Origin of the sequence: Variovorax sp. W2I14, assembly GCF_050435205.1 — a bacterium.
Taxonomy (GTDB): domain Bacteria; phylum Pseudomonadota; class Gammaproteobacteria; order Burkholderiales; family Burkholderiaceae_C; genus Variovorax; species Variovorax paradoxus_C.
Map to the genome: position 1 here is coordinate 1005865 of NZ_JBNDJX010000001.1, position 15363 is coordinate 1021227.

Annotated in this window: 17 protein-coding genes; 14 read left to right on the plus strand and 3 right to left on the minus strand. The window is 69.0% G+C overall.

What is annotated here, in order from left to right; translation table 11 throughout:
- Positions 1 to 7 precede the first annotated feature (7 nt).
- Genes QF040_RS04735 through QF040_RS04790 form a run of 12 tightly spaced genes read left to right on the plus strand, consistent with a single transcriptional unit; the run spans position 8 to position 11023 of the window.
- Entirely contained in the window at positions 8 to 1018 is a 1011-nt protein-coding gene (locus QF040_RS04735) for a FecCD family ABC transporter permease (RefSeq protein ID WP_429610047.1), read from the plus strand.
- Positions 1015 to 1791, plus strand: a complete 777-nt coding sequence (locus QF040_RS04740; protein ID WP_429610048.1) for an ABC transporter ATP-binding protein — start codon at positions 1015 to 1017, stop codon at positions 1789 to 1791. Before QF040_RS04735 ends, QF040_RS04740 begins: the two co-directional genes overlap by 4 nt.
- Before the next feature lie 13 nt (positions 1792 to 1804).
- The gene (gene cobO / locus QF040_RS04745; protein WP_429610049.1) at positions 1805 to 2374 is read left to right on the plus strand and encodes a cob(I)yrinic acid a,c-diamide adenosyltransferase; all 570 of its coding nucleotides are present in this window, start codon (positions 1805 to 1807) and stop codon (positions 2372 to 2374) included.
- Between the two features lie 5 nt (positions 2375 to 2379).
- A complete protein-coding gene (gene bluB, locus QF040_RS04750) occupies positions 2380 to 3081 on the plus strand; it encodes a 5,6-dimethylbenzimidazole synthase (protein WP_429610050.1) in 702 nt (233 codons plus the stop codon).
- The gene (locus tag QF040_RS04755; RefSeq protein ID WP_429610051.1) at positions 3081 to 3554 is read left to right on the plus strand and encodes a MotA/TolQ/ExbB proton channel family protein; all 474 of its coding nucleotides are present in this window, start codon (positions 3081 to 3083) and stop codon (positions 3552 to 3554) included. The genes bluB and QF040_RS04755 overlap by 1 nt, the downstream gene beginning before the upstream one ends.
- A complete protein-coding gene (locus QF040_RS04760; protein ID WP_429610052.1) occupies positions 3551 to 3907 on the plus strand; it encodes a DUF2149 domain-containing protein in 357 nt (118 codons plus the stop codon). The genes QF040_RS04755 and QF040_RS04760 overlap by 4 nt, the downstream gene beginning before the upstream one ends.
- The gene (gene cobN, locus QF040_RS04765) at positions 3904 to 7752 is read left to right on the plus strand and encodes a cobaltochelatase subunit CobN (RefSeq protein WP_429610053.1); all 3849 of its coding nucleotides are present in this window, start codon (positions 3904 to 3906) and stop codon (positions 7750 to 7752) included. Before QF040_RS04760 ends, cobN begins: the two co-directional genes overlap by 4 nt.
- Positions 7749 to 7943: a hypothetical protein gene (locus tag QF040_RS04770; protein WP_429610054.1), complete on the plus strand. Its 195-nt coding sequence runs from the start codon at positions 7749 to 7751 to the stop codon at positions 7941 to 7943. Before cobN ends, QF040_RS04770 begins: the two co-directional genes overlap by 4 nt.
- A 21-nt stretch (positions 7944 to 7964) precedes the next feature.
- Complete coding sequence (gene cbiB / locus QF040_RS04775) at positions 7965 to 8933, plus strand: adenosylcobinamide-phosphate synthase CbiB (RefSeq protein ID WP_429610055.1); 969 nt, start codon at positions 7965 to 7967, stop codon at positions 8931 to 8933.
- Positions 8930 to 9940, plus strand: a complete 1011-nt coding sequence (locus QF040_RS04780; RefSeq protein WP_429610056.1) for an aminotransferase class I/II-fold pyridoxal phosphate-dependent enzyme — start codon at positions 8930 to 8932, stop codon at positions 9938 to 9940. The genes cbiB and QF040_RS04780 overlap by 4 nt, the downstream gene beginning before the upstream one ends.
- A 4-nt stretch (positions 9941 to 9944) precedes the next feature.
- Positions 9945 to 10298, plus strand: coding sequence for a CidA/LrgA family protein (locus QF040_RS04785; protein ID WP_429610057.1), 354 nt, complete (start codon positions 9945 to 9947; stop codon positions 10296 to 10298).
- Positions 10295 to 11023 carry an LrgB family protein gene (locus QF040_RS04790; RefSeq protein WP_429610058.1) on the plus strand — a complete coding sequence of 243 codons (729 nt, stop codon included), beginning with the start codon at positions 10295 to 10297 and terminating at the stop codon, positions 11021 to 11023. The genes QF040_RS04785 and QF040_RS04790 overlap by 4 nt, the downstream gene beginning before the upstream one ends.
- A gap of 6 nt (positions 11024 to 11029) precedes the next feature.
- Here QF040_RS04790 and QF040_RS04795 read toward each other — a convergent pair whose 3' ends face one another.
- A complete protein-coding gene (locus tag QF040_RS04795; protein WP_429610059.1) occupies positions 11030 to 11875 on the minus strand; it encodes a PhzF family phenazine biosynthesis protein in 846 nt (281 codons plus the stop codon).
- A 16-nt stretch (positions 11876 to 11891) separates the two neighbouring features.
- Positions 11892 to 12866 (minus strand): Bug family tripartite tricarboxylate transporter substrate binding protein, encoded by a 975-nt coding sequence (locus QF040_RS04800; RefSeq protein WP_429610060.1) that lies wholly within the window; start codon positions 12864 to 12866, stop codon positions 11892 to 11894.
- 121 nt (positions 12867 to 12987) lie between these two features.
- On the opposite strand from QF040_RS04800, the gene QF040_RS04805 reads away from it, so the two are divergent.
- On the plus strand, positions 12988 to 13830 hold the full coding sequence (locus tag QF040_RS04805) for a helix-turn-helix domain-containing protein (protein WP_429610061.1): 843 nt from the start codon (positions 12988 to 12990) through the stop codon (positions 13828 to 13830).
- A 33-nt stretch (positions 13831 to 13863) separates the two neighbouring features.
- On the plus strand, positions 13864 to 14334 hold the full coding sequence (locus QF040_RS04810) for an OsmC family protein (RefSeq protein WP_429610062.1): 471 nt from the start codon (positions 13864 to 13866) through the stop codon (positions 14332 to 14334).
- 43 nt (positions 14335 to 14377) lie between these two features.
- Here QF040_RS04810 and QF040_RS04815 read toward each other — a convergent pair whose 3' ends face one another.
- Positions 14378 to 15292: a LysR family transcriptional regulator gene (locus QF040_RS04815; protein WP_429610063.1), complete on the minus strand. Its 915-nt coding sequence runs from the start codon at positions 15290 to 15292 to the stop codon at positions 14378 to 14380.
- Positions 15293 to 15363 lie beyond the last annotated feature (71 nt).

Consider the following 15363-nt stretch of genomic DNA (forward strand, 5'->3'; position numbering starts at 1 on the left):
CGCGCGCATGCACACCGCCCACCTGCGCGGCGTCGTGCTGCTCGGCGCGGCCTTGCTGGTGCTGGGCGCCGCGCTGCTGCTGTTCGGCCTCGGCATCGGCAGCACCGGCTTCGAGAGCCTTCTGGCCGCGCGGCACGACCCGGTGGCGTTGCAGATCGTGTGGGACATCCGCCTGCCGCGCACCCTCGGCGCATGGCTCGCGGGCGCGCTGCTCGGGCTCGCGGGCGCGGTGGCGCAGGGGCTGTTCCGCAATCCGCTGGCCGACCCTTATCTGCTCGGCAGCGCCTCGGGTGCGTCATTGGGCGTCGCGGTGGCGCTGATGCTTTTCGGCGGCTCGGCCGCGAGCACGCAATGGGTGATGCGCCTCGGGCTCACCGGAGCGGCCTTCATCGGTGCAGTGCTCGCGGTGCTGCTCACGCTGACGCTGGCGCGCGGTGTGCAGCAGACGCTGCGGCTCTTGCTCGCGGGCGTGATCGTCGGCGTGGTGCTCGGCGCCGCGAAGGACCTGATCACCATCGCCTCGGCGGACATCCTGCAGGCCATCCAGGGCTTCATTCTCGGCAGCACCGGCCTGGTCGGCTGGAGCGCCTGCGCCGTGATGGGCGCGGTCTGCGCGGTGTGCCTGCTGGCGGCATGGGCTCTTGCGCCGGTGCTCGACGGGTTGGCGCTCGGCGAGGCGACTGCCCACAGCCTCGGCCTGCCGCTCGGCGCCATGCGCGCGGCGCTGGTCGTGGTGCTTGCCCTGGCGACTGGCGCGGCGGTGGCGCAGACCGGTTTGATCGCCTTCGTCGGCCTCGCGGCGCCGCATCTCGTTCGCTCGGTCGTCAAGACCACGCATGCGAGGCTGATCGTGCTCGCTGCGCTGATGGGGGGCCTGCTGCTGATGGCGGCCGACCTGCTGGCGCGGTGGCTGATTGCGCCGCAGGAACTGCCGGTCGGCGTGCTCACCGCGGTGCTCGGTGGCAGCTATCTGCTGTGGCTCATGCACCGCCGCAGCGCGCGTGGAGGTTTGTCGTGAGCGGCACACCGGCCATCGAAGCGCGCCGCGTCAGCGCCACGCTCGGCACGACCGAGGTGCTGCACGGCATCGACCTTGTGCTTTCGTCCGCGCGCTGGACCAGCATCGTCGGCCCGAACGGCGCGGGCAAGTCGACGCTGCTCAAGGCGCTCGCGGGCCTGCTCGCGCACCGGGGCGACGTGCGACTCTTCGGCGAGGCAGAGGGCAAGATCCCAGCCCGCATCCGCGCACAACGCCTCTCCTGGCTCGGCCAGAGCGGCACGGGCGAGGCGAGCGCCGACGATCTCATGGTCTACGACGTCGCGATGCTCGGCCGCCTGCCGCACCAGCGCTGGCTCGCCGCCCCGAGCGCGGCCGACCGCGAAGCCGTGGAGCGAGCGCTCCGCAGCACGCAGGCCTGGGACTGGCGCGACCGCCCGCTCGGCCAGCTCTCGGGCGGCGAGCGCCAGCGCGTGCTGCTCGCCCGCGCGCTCGCAGTCGAGGCCCAGGTGCTGCTGATGGACGAGCCGCTCGCCAACCTCGACCCGCCGCACCAGGCCGACTGGATGCAGACCGCCCGCGCCCTCGTGGCCGAAGGCCGCACGGTGGTCAGCGTGCTGCACGAATTGCCGATGGCACTGGCCGCCGACGAAATGGTCGTGATGGACAAGGGCCGCGTGGTGCACCACGGCGGCTGCGCCGACCCGGCCACCCACACCGCGCTCGAACAGGTGTTCGACCACCGCATCCGCGTCCACCGCGTGGCGGACCAGTGGATCGCACTGCCGAAATAAGGAACACACACCCATGCAGATCGAAACTCCCCCCAGCGAAAAGCCCTACGAGAAGCCCGAGGGCGAACGCCGCGGCATCGTCATCGTCAACACCGGCGACGGCAAGGGCAAGAGCACGGCCGCATTCGGCCTCGCGCTGCGCGCGCATGGCCGCGGCAAGGCCGTGAAGATCTACCAGTTCATGAAGGTGCCCTCGGCGCGCTTCGGCGAGCACCGCATGTTCGAGCAGATCGGGATTCCGATCGAAGGGCTCGGCGACGGCTTCAGCTGGAAGAGCCAGGACCTCGAACGCTCGGGCCAGCTTGCGCGCGACGGGTGGGAAAAGGCGAAGGCGGCGATCCTGTCGGGCGAGTTCTTTCTCGTGGTGCTCGACGAGATCACCTATCCGCTGATCTACGGCTGGCTGCCGCTCGAAGGCGTGCTGGAGACGCTGCACGCGCGGCCCAAGCACGTGCACGTGGCGCTCACGGGGCGCCGTTGCCCGCCTGAAATCATCGAGCTGGCCGATACCGTGACCGAGATGACGATGGTCAAGCACGCGTTCAAGGCAGGCATCCCGGCGCAGCGCGGCATCGAGGATTGAGCGCGATGGCGCAGGAGCCGCAACAACACGCATTCGCGGCCGACGAGGCGAGGGCGGTGTACCGAGCCATCCGCGAGCGGCGCGATATGCGGCACTTCGCGGGCGGCGAGGTCGCACCCGAGGTGTTGCAGAGGCTGCTCGAAGCGGCGCACCACGCGCCCAGCGTCGGTTTCATGCAGCCATGGCGATTCATCCGCATCCGCGATGCTGCGTTGCGCCGGCGCCTGCACGACGCGGTCGAGCGCGAACGCGTGCTCACGGCGCGCGCCCTCGGCGAGCGTGAAGACGAGTTCATGCGCCTCAAGGTACAGGGCCTGCTCGATGCGGCCGAGCTGCTGGCCGTGTCGCTCGCCGACGACCGCGACAAGCATGTGTTCGGCCGCCGCACCCTGCCGCAGATGGACCTGGCGTCGGCCTCCTGTGCCATCCAGAACCTCTGGCTCGCGGCGCGCGCCGAAGGGCTGGGCATGGGATGGGTGTCGCTGTTCGATCCGGTCGAACTGAGCACCTTGCTCGGCCTGCCCGAAGGCGCCGAACCCATCGCGCTGCTGTGCCTCGGCCCGGTGCACGATTTCTACGAAGAGCCGATGCTGCAGCGCGAACGCTGGGCCAAGCGCGAGCCGCTCTCGGCGCTGGTGTTCGATGAACGCTGGGGCCAGCCATCGGACCTGTTTTCTCCCACTCTGTCTTCCGTGGAACCCGCCTGATGCCGGCCTTCGATTCCGTTCTCTTCGAACTCGCGCGCCTGTTCCTCTGGCCGGTGACGCTCGGCGTGCTGCTGTCTTTTGTCTATGCGGTGTATTGCCTCGGCGCGTTCTGCATCGAGTACCTGCAGCGCCGCCGCGACCCGTCGCGGGTGCTCGCGCTGCAGCGCCACGCCGATGCGAGCCAGGAGCAGATGGAGCTGATGGTTCTGAAGCAACTCGAAGGCGTGCGCCTGTGCAGCCGCGTGGCGCCGATGCTCGGGCTGATCGCCACGATGATCCCGATGGGTCCGGCGCTGGTGGCCGTTGCTTCGGGCGAATCGCAGGGCGTGGCGCAGAGCCTTGCGCCCGCGTTCGCCGCGGTGATCGTGGCGCTGGCCTCGGCCTCGATCACCTTCGTGGTCTACACCGTGCGCCGGCGCTGGCTGATGCGCGAGCTGGTGACGGTGCTCGATGCGCGGGACCGCTTGTCATGACCCGCAGGCAGTTCTCGATCCTGAGCAGCCTGGACAGCGATGACGACGACCCGGTGCTCTCGACCATCAACCTGATCGACGTGTTCATGGTCGTGATCGGCATGCTGATGATCGCGGTCATCAACAACCCGATGAACCCGTTCGCGCAGGACAAGGTCACGGTCATCCGCAACGAGGGCAAGCCGGACATGGAGATCATCACGCGCGAGGGGCAGAAGGTGACGCGCTTCAAGGCCAGCGGTGCGACGGGGCAGGGCGATGGCGAGAAGGCCGGCACGGCCTGGCGGTTGAAGGACGGCACGATGGTCTATGTGCCGGCCGATGCGGTGCCTGCGGCGCAGGGCGGGAAGTGACGCGGTTTCTTGTCGGGCTCTTGTGGATGGCGCTGGCGTTCTGCGCGCACGCCGAGCCGGACGAGCCTTCGCGCATCGTGGTGCTGAGCACATCGCTGGTGTCACCGGCGCGCGTGGTGCGGTTGCAGGCGGCGGCGCACGAGGTGGGCTTGCCGCTGCAGGTGGTGTCGGCCGCGAAGGATTCGCCTGAGGCGCTGGCTGCGGCGCTCAGCGGCGCGCGGCTGCTGGTGATCGACGCACCGCACATCAGTGTGGTGCAGGCCGCGGCGGCGCGATTCGGCGATGTGATCTCGCGCGGTGCCGTGCCGTATGTGTTGATCGGCGAATTCGCGCTCGTCGCCAAGGGGCAAAGCGCCAGCGCGGCGCCGCTCGCCGCCGAGCGCGGCGTCGATGCGGTGTGGGCGCAGCGGCTGCGCGAGTACTGGCGGTTCGCCGGCACGGCCAACCTCAAGTCGGCGATGAAGGCGCTGGCGCAGATCGACGATGTAAACGGCCTGCCGCCGCCTGTGCCGACGCCGCTCTCGGGCTTCTATCACCCGCGTTGGCCACGCATCGAGACCGATATTGCGGCAGTGGACAAGCTGCCCTGCACCGCAGGAACCATCGCCATAGCCGTCAACAGCGCCACCGTGACGGGCGACGACACCGGCTGGCTCGATACGCTGATCGGCGCGCTCGAACAGCGCGGCCTGCGCGCCTATGCCTTCTACGGCCCGCGCCAGCAGAAGGACCTGTTCTTTCGCATGACGCATGCGGCCGGTGTGCAAGAGCGCCGCGTTGCGGACCTGATCGTCAACGCCTCGCTGGTCTTCACGCCGAACGAGCGCAAGGCCGATCTCGAACGCATCGGCGTGCCGGTGTTGCAGACCCTGCCGTCGCTCGCCATGGACGGCGCGCAATGGGCGCAAAGCAAGGACGGCCTCGCGCAGACCGACATCGCCGCCTACTACAGCCCGAGCGAACTGGCCGGCATGACCGACCCGATGCTCGTGAGCGCGCGCGACGCCGCCACCGGCAGGCTGCAACCGCTGCCCGCGCAGATCGACGCCGTGGCTGGCAAGGCGGCTGCGCTGCTGCGCCTGCAACGCACGCCGGCCGTGGACCGTCGTGTCGCGATGCTGGTCTACAACTACCCGCCGGGCGAGACGAACTTCGGAGCGTCGTTTCTCAACGTGCCGCGCAGCGTGAACAACATGCTGGCGGCGATGCAGTCGGCGGGTTATCGCACCGAGATACCCGGTGCGGACGCGCTCATCGCGCAGGTACAGGCGACGATGAGGGCGTACTACCCGGTCGATGGCGGCGATGCGTTGCAGCCGCTGCTCGGCAAGGGGCTGGCCGATTCGCTGCCGCTGGCGCGCTACGTCGCGTGGTTTCGTTCGTTGCCCACGGAGACGCAGCGGCGGATCGAGACCTACTGGGGACCGCCCGAGAAATCGACCATGCTGCGGCCGGTCGCGGGCGAGCCGGCCTTCGTCATCCCGCGCGTGCAGTTCGGCAACGTCGTCGTGCTGCGCCAGCCGCCACGCTTCGAGCCCGGCACGCAGGTGGCGAGCAAGCCCGAACAGGTCTATCACCGCTCGGCGATCCCGCTGAGCCACAGCTATCTGGCGACTTACCTCTGGCTGCGCACGCAGTTCGGCGCGAATGCGGTCGTGCATGTGGGCACGCACGGCACGGTCGAATGGTCGGCGGGCAAGGAGCGCGGGCTCTCGGTGCAGGACGATCCGCTGCTCGCGCTCGGCGACCTGCCGAACATCTACCCGTACATCATGGACAACCTCGGCGAAGCCACGACCGCCAAGCGCCGCGGCCGCGCGACGATGGTGAGCCATTCGACGCCGATGTTCGCGCCGGCGGGCTTTCGCCCCGGCGTGCAGGCGATGCACGAGCGCATGCACGATTGGGAGACGCTGTCGCCCGGGCCGGTGAAGACCGCGATGGAAAGGCAGCTCACCGTGGAGTTCGTAGAGCAGCACTACGACCGCGACCTGAAATGGACGCCCGCGCGCATTCGCGCCGACTTCACGGGCTTCATCGCGGTGCTGCATCCGTACCTGGACGAACTGGCGCTGACCGCGCAGCCGCTGGGCCTTGCCACCTTCGGGCAGGCGCCCGAGGCGGAACGGCGGCGCATGACGATCCTGCAGATCCTCGGCAAGCCCTTGGCCGAGGCGCTGGGGGAAGACGTCGATGAAGCCTTCCTCATCGACGCGAAGAGCATCGCGGCTTCGCGTCCGGCGCAGTGGGTCGAAGTGGCGCTCAAGGATGTCGATGCAGCGAGCGCGATGGGCGCGGATGCCCCGAAAGCCGAAGCGCTGCGAGCCATGGCTGAGCGCGCGCAAAAGATCGACACCGCACTCGCACACAACGAAGAAATCGAAGGCCTGCTCACCGCGCTCGATGGCCGCTACCTCAAGGCCAGCTATGGCGGCGACCCGGTGCGCAACCCCGACAGCCTGCCGACCGGCCGCAACCTCTATGGCTTCGACCCGAGCCGTGTGCCGACGCGCACCGCCTGGGACATCGGCGTCGCTGCGATGGATGCGTGGATCGCCGAGCACGCCAAGACCCACGCCGGCAAGCCGCCCGAGAAGATCGCCTTCACCCTCTGGGCCGGCGAGGCCTCCCGCCATCAAGGTGTGTTGGAGAGCCAGGCCTTCTACGCGATGGGCGTGAAGCCGCGCTGGGACGAGGCAGGGCGCATCGCGGGCATCGAGGTGCTGCCTGCATCGACATTGAAGCGGCCGCGCATGGACGTGCTGGTCAGCGTCACCGGCTCGTACCGCGACCAGTTCCCGAACGTGATGCGTTGGCTCGACGAGGCGGTGCAGCAGGTGGCGGCCCTGAACGAGCCCGGCAACGCCGTCGCGCAGCACAGCGAGGCGCTGGCCCGGAAGCTGCGCGCGGAAGGCGCAACGCCGGCCGAGGCCAAGCGCTGGTCGACCGCGCGCGTGTTCTCGAACGAGCAGGGCAGCTACGGCGCCGGGCTCGAAGAAGCTGCGCTCGCGAGCGATGTCTGGACTTCGCAGCGGCGCGGCGGCGGCGATGCGCAGATGGCGCAGCTCTACATGGACCGCATGGGCCACGCCTACGGCCAGGGGCTCGGCGGTGCGGCGCGACCCGGCGCCTACGCGGGCAATCTCGCGCAGGTCGATGCGGCGCTGATGGCGCGCACCTCCAACTTATACGGCGTGCTCACCAACGACGATCCGTTCCAGTACCTGGGCGGCATCGCGCAGGCCGTGCGCCAACTCACCGGCAAGGACCCGGCGCTGTACGTGCAGAACCTGCGCGACGCCGGCACTGTGCGCACCGACACGGCCGCCGGCGCCATCGCCCGCGAAATGCAGACGCGCTATCTACACCCGCAATGGATTGAAGCGCAGAAGGCCGAGGGCTACAGCGGCACGCTGCAGGTTCTCAAGACCGCGCAGTTCCTCTGGGGCTGGCAAGTCACCGCGCCGGGCACCGTGCGGCAGGACCAGTGGCAGTCGCTGCACGACGTGTATGTGCGCGACCGATACAAGCTGGGCACGCGGGAATGGCTGGAGGTCGACAACCGCACCGCCTTCGCACAGACGCTGGAGCGCATGCTCGATGCGGTGCGACTGGACTACTGGAAGCCCGATGTCGCGACGCGGCGCGAGTTGGCGAAAGCCTATGCCGAGGCGGTGCGCGCCACGGGTCTTCGCGAGCGCAATACGGCGGTGCAGCGCTTCGTGCAGGCGGAACTGGCGCCCCGCGCGTTGCCGCGCCGGTGGAAGTGCAGAGGGCGCCTGCAGCGGCGCCGGCCACCGCGCCTTCGCCCGCACCGGCAGCACCCGACAAGCCCACATCCATGAGCGACGACAGCGCTCAGCCCGTGACCGGCCTCAAGCTCGATCCCACGCCCGACGAGGCACCGCCGCCGAAGGCCGAGACCATGGTGCTCCGGCTCTGGGTCGCCTTCGGCGCGGCGCTGCTCATCGCGCTCGGCGCGTTCGCGCAGTGGCGGCGCGGCCGGGCGCGACAGCCGGCTGCCACCACGGCCTGATTCGCGAGAATGACGGCCCCCATGCCAGCTCTCTCCTTCGCCCACGCCCTCATCGCCGTCGCGGCGCTCTGGCTCGCGCTGGCCATCGACCGCTGGCTGGGCGAGCCGACGGCGCGCTTGCATCCGGTGGTGTGGATGGGTCAGTACCTCGGCTGGATCGGCTCGCGCATCGCGCCGGAGCCGCACCGGGTCAAGCGCGTGGACTTGCCGGTCTTCTTCATCGGCGCGCTGACGTGGTGCCTCGGCGGCACCGCGGCTTGGTGCGCGGCGCAGCTGCTGCAATCGCTCGTCACGCTGCACCTTCCCGCATGGGCCGCGACCGTGCTGCTGGGGCTGTTGTTGAAGCCGCTCTTCGCATGGCGGATGCTGCGCGACGAAGTGCTCGCGGTCGAGGCGGCGCTGGCTGTGTCGCTCGACGCGGGCCGGGCGCAACTGGCCCGGCTGGTGAGCCGCGATGTGTCCGCGCTCAGCGAGCGCGAGGTGCGCGAGAGCGCGATCGAATCGCTGGCCGAGAACCTCAACGATTCGCTGGTGGCGCCGCTGTTCTGGTTCGTGCTGCTCGGCCTGCCGGGCGCGGCGCTCTACCGCTTCGCCAACACGGCCGATGCGATGTGGGGTTACCGCGGTTTGCGCAACGGCCGCGACTGGACCTGGCTCGGCAAGTGGGCCGCGCGTGCCGACGATGTGCTCTCGTGGCTTCCGGCGCGCATCACCGTGCTGCTGCTGGTACTTGTGGCATGGCGATGGCCGAGGGATCTGGGCCGCGAAGCGCGCCGCACGCCGTCGCCCAACAGCGGCTGGCCGATGGCGGCGATGGCGTTGCTGGTGGGCGTGCGGTTGGCGAAGCCCGGCGTCTACACCTTGAACGGCGAGGGGCGCAAAGCCGCGGCAGAGGACACGCGGCGCACCGCGGTGCTCAGTGGCAGGGCGGTGCTGGCGGCCGCCGTGTTCGCATCGGCGGCCATCGTTGCGATGGCGGGGTGGCCATGACATTCACCCCGGGCATGCACGGCGGCCCCGACGAAACCGGCGCGGCGCCGCATGACTTCTCGACCAATGGCAACGCGGTGGGCGCGTGCCCGGCGGCGGTGGCTGCATTGCGCGCGGTCGATGCCGCGCACTATCCCGATCCGCGCTACACGTCGTTGCGCGACAGGCTGGCTGCCTTTCATGGCGTTGCGGGCGAGCGCATCGTGATCGCTGCGAGCGCGAGCGAATTCATCCATCGCATCAGTGCGGCCGTCGCGCAAGGTGGCGGGCGGCAGGTCTGGTTGCCGGCGCACAGCTATGGCGACTACGAGCGCGCGGCGCAGGCCTGGGGTCTGCAGGTGCTGCGCGCACCGGAGCCGCATCGCGATGCGGCGCTGCACTGGTGCTGCGAGCCGTCGAGCCCGCTCGGGCAGGCCCAGGAAGATCTCGCATTGCACGCCGATGCCGGCAGCACCTGTGTGCTCGACATGGCGTACGAGCCGCTCCGCCTCGAAGGTCGGCCTTCGCTCGACGGGGCGCAGCGTGATCGCGTCTGGCAACTGTGGACGCCCAACAAGGCCATGGGCCTCACCGGTATCCGCGCGGCTTATGCAATCGCGCCGGACGACGCTGCCGCCGCGCCCTTGATCCAGCGGCTCGAGCAACTCGCTCCGTCATGGCCGCTCGGCACCCACGGCGTCGCGTTGCTCGACACCTGGACCGGCGACGAAGCCCAGGCCTGGCTCGCCCAAAGCCTGCACACCCTGCGAACCTGGAAGTTGCAACAACGCGCCCTCTGCGAATCGCTGAATTGGCAGTGCCTCCCCAGCGACGCCAATTTCTTCTGCGCCCGCACCGACACCCCATACCCCCGGCTCGCCACCGCCTTGCGTGCCGACGGCATCAAGCTGCGCGACTGCGCCTCCTTCGGCCTGCCGGGCCACGTGCGCCTGGGCGTGCTTCCGCCGCAGAGCCAGCAGGCGCTGAGGCAGGCCTGGACACGCGCCGCCGCTTCCGCCGAAGATTGAAGCCATGCTCTACGCCATCACCTCGCTCTTCCTTTGCCAACTGGCCGGCGAACTGCTCGTGCAGTGGCTGGGCCTGCCGATTCCGGGTCCTCTGATCGGCATGGTGCTGCTCTTCATCGCGCTGCTCGTGCGCGGCGGCGTGCCGCAGGCGCTGACCGACACCTCGGGCCATCTGCTGCGCAACCTGATGCTGCTGTTCATTCCCGCCGTGACCGGCGTCATGCTGCATTTCGAGCGGGTGGGGCGCGAGTGGCTGCCGTTCCTGGCGGCCGGCATTCTGGGCGCGGCGTTCACCATGACCGTTACCGCGCTCACCTTCCGCTGGATGATCCGAATCACAGGGAAGAACGCCGAATGAGCGCCCCGGCAAAGCTCTCCGAGATCTGGGTCTTTCTTGCGCAGTCGCCGCTGCTGTGGCTGTCGCTCACGCTGCTCGCGTACCTGGGCGCGCTGTGGCTGCACAAGCGCAGCGGCGCGAACCCGATGATCAATCCGGTGCTGATCTCCGTCGTCGTCATCGTGACGGTGCTGCTCGTCACGCGCACGCCCTACGACGCGTATTTCGAAGGCGCGAAGTTCGTGCACTTCCTGATCGGCCCGGCGACCGTGGCGCTGGCGGTGCCGCTCTACGGGCAGATCGCGCGGCTGCGTCGGCTGTGGCTGCCGATCGGTGTCGCGCTGCTGATGGGCTCTGTTGCGGCGATCGTCTCTGCCATCGGCATCGCGTGGGCGCTGGGCGGCTCGCACGAACTGATCATGTCGCTCGCATCGAAGTCGGCCACCATGCCCATCGCGATGGGCGTGGCCGAGAAGATCGGCGGCCTGCCGTCGTTGGCCGCGGTGGCGGCTGCGGTGGCCGGCATCTCGGGCGCGATCATGGCGACGGGCCTGTTGAACCTGCTGCGCATCAAGGAGCCCGCGGTGCGCGGCTTTGCAGTCGGCATGGCGGCGCATGGCATCGGCACTGCGCGGGCCATCCAGGTGAACGAAACTGCCGGGGCTTTTTCGGCGCTGGCGATGGGCCTGAACGGCATCGCGACGGCGTTGCTGGTGCCGTTGCTGGTCAAGCTGCTCGGCGCCTGACGCTGCTCACATGGCTCGCGCGTCGCCGCGCAGCCAGCAGCCCTGCGTTTCCTCGCCACGCGCGGGGAGCCGCACGCCGATCATCGAAGGCGAGCCCATCGCCTCGCCTTGCCGGACAGTCACCAGCGTGGCCGCATCGCCCGCCAGCGTCTGTTCGCGCAGACCCCAGGCCAGCGCGGCGGCGGCGATGCCCGTGGCGGCATCTTCCGGATAGCCGGACGAGCGCGGAAACTGCCGCGCGCTCACGACCGGGCCAACGTTGCTGGCGAGTGCAAAGGGGTAGAGACCAGTCGATCCGAGCCGGTCGCACAGGGCCTCGACGCTGCCCAGGTCCACGCGCAGCGTGTGCAGCACGTCCAGGCTTTCGAGGTGCACCAGTGTCTTGACGCGGCTCGTTGCCGAATTGAGCACCGGCCCGACGATCTGCCGCATTTCCACGCCGAGGCAGCGCGCAATCGCCTGCACCAGCGCATCGCCCACGACCTGCACCTGTGCGCGCGGCTGGCTGATCTCGACCGTGCCCTGCATGTAGCGGCCCTCGACCGTGCCGCTCAGGGTTTCGATGCGCACCGGCTCGCCATTCCAGAGGCCGCGCGCATGCAGCAGCCACAGCGCGCCGATGGTCGCGTGGCCGCACATTTCCATCTCGTGGCGCGGCACGAAATAGCGCATGCGGAACTGGTGGTCGGCGCTGGACGGCTTCAGCACGAACACCGATTCATGTCCGCTCACACGCGTGTGTTCCTGCATCTGCGCAGCGGTCATGTCGTCGGCATCGAGCCAGACGGGCGCGGGGTTCCCGCCAGTGTCGGCGCCGGGGAGGGCGAATACGCGAACGAGTTGCATGGTCATCTATTTTTCCTTCCCCTCAATCGGCCTTGGCGTTGACGGCGCGGGCGATGCCGCCCCACAGCGCGATGTCGGCACGGATCTTTTGCGCGAACGCTTCCGGGCTCAGGCTTTCCGGGGCGACGCCCTTGCTCATCATGTCGGCGCGCAGGTTGCGGTCTTGCAGCACCTTGTCGAGGGCAGTGCGCAGGCGTTGCAGCACATCCTTGGGCGTGGCGACGGGCGCCATCAGGCCATACCAGAGCTCGGGCTTGAAGTCCTTGAGGCCCGACGCCTCGAAGGTCGGCAACTCGGGGAACACCGCCGAGGGCTGGCTGATCGCCAGCGCGCGCATTCGCGAGGCGCGCACCTGCGGCGCGAGCGCCACGGGGTTGTCGAACAGCGCCTGGATCTGGCCGGCCATCAGGTCGGTCTGCGCGGGCGCGGCGCCGCGGTAGGGGATGTGCGTCATGTCGACGCCGGTGCGCTGCTTGAAGAGCTCCGCCGCCAGGTGGCTCGCGGTGCCGTTGCCGATGCTGCCGTAGTTGAGCGTGCCGGGCTTGGCCTTGGCGTAGCGGATGAACTCGGCGAGGTTCTGCGCAGGCAGTGCGGGCGACACCACCAGCACGAAAGGCGTGGTGCCGAGCATGCCGACCGGTGTGAGGTCGGCCAGCGGGTCGTAGGGCAGCTTGGGATACACGGCCTGGGCCGAGGCGATGGTGGTGGTCGTCGCTGCCAGCAGTGTGTAGCCGTCGGGCGTGGCCTTGGCTGCGTAGCCCGTGCCGACGGTGCCGCCCGCGCCGGCGCGGTTGTCGATGATCACCGGCACGCCCAGTTCGGCCTGCAGCTTCACCTGCACCGCGCGGAAGATCACATCGGTGCCGCCGCCCGCGGGGAAGGGCACGACGATGGTCACGGGCTTGGCCGGATAGGCGGCGTGTGCAGCCGCTGCGGCTGCCAGCACACCGACAGCAGCCAGGCGCAGGCCGGCGTGCACGAGGGACGAGGGATTCATGAAGCTTCCTTGCAGGATCGACAGAGTGGGATGCGGCCTAGTCTTGTCGAAGGCCACCGTCGAGGTGCGACGGATCGCGACACCCTCGCGCACGAAAGCGACATTGGCGACAATCCCGCCCATGCCACCGAAAGACGCCCAGCCCGGCCTGCGGATTTCGCCGTTCATCGACCGGCTCGCCCACAAGGCGACGATGGTGGCGAACGCGCGCGAGGGCTATGCAACGAGCACGCATGCGCACGATTGCGACATGCTCTTCGTGCCGCTCGCGGGCCGCTTCGACATCGTCGATGCGCAGGGCGACGCGCTGCAGTCTTCGCCCGGCCACTTTCTCTGGTTCGCCGCAGGTGCGGCCCACGCGACGAGCGCGCAGACGCTGCGCCAGACGCATGTCGCGGTGTATGTCGATTCCGAGTTCTGGGAGATGGCGTTGCGCGCCCAGGGCGTGCATGCGCCGGCGCAGGGCATGCGAGCGGGGAGTGCGGCACTCACCGTGCTGTCGCAGCAGATGCTGTCGCTGGCGCAGGCGGGCGAGACCGAGGAGCGCGTCGCCGCCCACTGCGGCGCACTCGTCATGGAGGCGGCGCGGCTCACTGCCCATCCCCTCGTGCAGCCGAACGACAAGGGTGCGCCCGCCCAGGTGCTTGCGGCGCTGCTGGCCGACGGCATCGAGGCCGACCTCGCGCGCCCGCTCTCGCTGGACGCGTTCGCCGAGCGGCACCGCATGTCGCGGCGGCAGGTCGAACGGATCTTCAAGACAGCGTTCGATGCATCGCCGCTCGAGTTCCAGCAACGCAAGCGACTGGAGCGCGCGCGCTATCTGCTCGAGACCACCGACGACTCGGTGCTCTCCGTCGCGCAGCAGGTGGGATGGGAGTCGGGCTCCTACCTCTCGCGCATGCTCGGCAAGGCATGGGCGGTGACCGCCGCGCAGATCCGCGCTTCGGCGCCACCGCGCCACTGAATCAACGAACAACTCCCACGGAGAACGACGACCATGTCCGAATACACCGCAGAAATCCTGTGGCAACGAGGCGATCAGGACTTCCTGGCCAACACCTACAGCCGCAGGCATTCATTGCGCTTCGATGGCGGCGCGGAATGGGCGGGTTCGTCTTCGCCGCACGTGGTGCCGCTGCCGTTCTCCGATGCGTCGGCGGTCGACCCGGAGGAAGCCTTCGTCGCATCGCTGTCCAGCTGCCACATGCTGTGGTTCCTGACGATGGCGGTGAAGCGCAAGTTCTGCGTCGACCGCTACTTCGATGCGGCGAGCGGCGTGATGGAGAAGAACGCCGACGGCAAGATGGCCATGACCGTCGTCACGCTCCGGCCCGAAGTCACGTTTTCGGGCGAGAACCTGCCCACGCGCGAGCAGATCGAACACATGCACCACCGCGCGCACGAGGAGTGCTTCATCGCGAATTCGGTGAAGACGGATGTGCGCTGCGAGCCGGTCTATCGGTCGTAGCAGCGGCGGCGCCGGTGCAAGGTCCGTGCGCCGGACGTGAGTCTCAACGCCGCTGCAGCCGCGGGTTCTTGGCGAACAGCTCGGCCGCCCAATCCACGAACGCCCGCACCTTCGCGCTCAGGTGCCGATTCGGCGGATACACCACGTGGATCGGCAGCGGATCGCGGCTCCAGTCGGCCAGCACCTCGACCAACTCGCCGCTTTCCAGGTGCGGATCGGCCATGAAGGTAATGCACTGCGAAATGCCGAAGCCGCCAAGCACCGCAGCCATGTGCGCATTGCTCTCGTTCACCGACACCCGGTACGGCCCGTTCAGCTCGATGCGCTCGTCGCCCTTGTGGAACTCGTGCGGATAGATGCGCCGCGTGGTGCCCGAGAAATAGCTCACCACCGTGTGACGCTTCTCGATGTCGTTCGGATGCTGCGGTGCGCCATAGCGCTTGATGTAGGCGGGGGAAGCCACCGTCACGAAATGCAGGGTGCCGATGCGCCGGGCCACCAGCGATTGGTCGCTGAGCTCGCCCGCGCGGATCACGCAGTCGACGTTGTCGCTGATGAGGTCGACCGTTCGGTCGCTCACACCCAGGTCGACCTGGATGTCGGGATAGCGGTCGCAGAAGCTGGCGAGGTTGGGCAGGATGATCTGCCGGGCGACCGAAGTCCCGACATCGATGCGCAGCCGCCCCGTGGGGCTGGCCTGTGCATTGGTCATGCTGGCCTCCATGTCGTCGAAGTCGTTCAGGAGGCGGGCGGCGCGTTCGAAGTAGGCGGCGCCGTCGGGCGTGACCGTCACGCGGCGTGTGGTGCGGTTCAGGAGCTTGACGCGCAGGCGCGATTCCAGCGCCTGGATCTGCTTGGTGACCGTGCCTTTGGGCAGGGCGAGTGAATCGGCGGCACGGGTGAATGTGCCGGCTTCCACCACGCGGACAAAGATCCGCATTGCCTGGATCTGATCCATTGAATGCCTGTGAATGCCTGTTGAGGGGGCCGGCCCACGCCGGAGGGAGGCGGATTCTCACACAAGGCGCT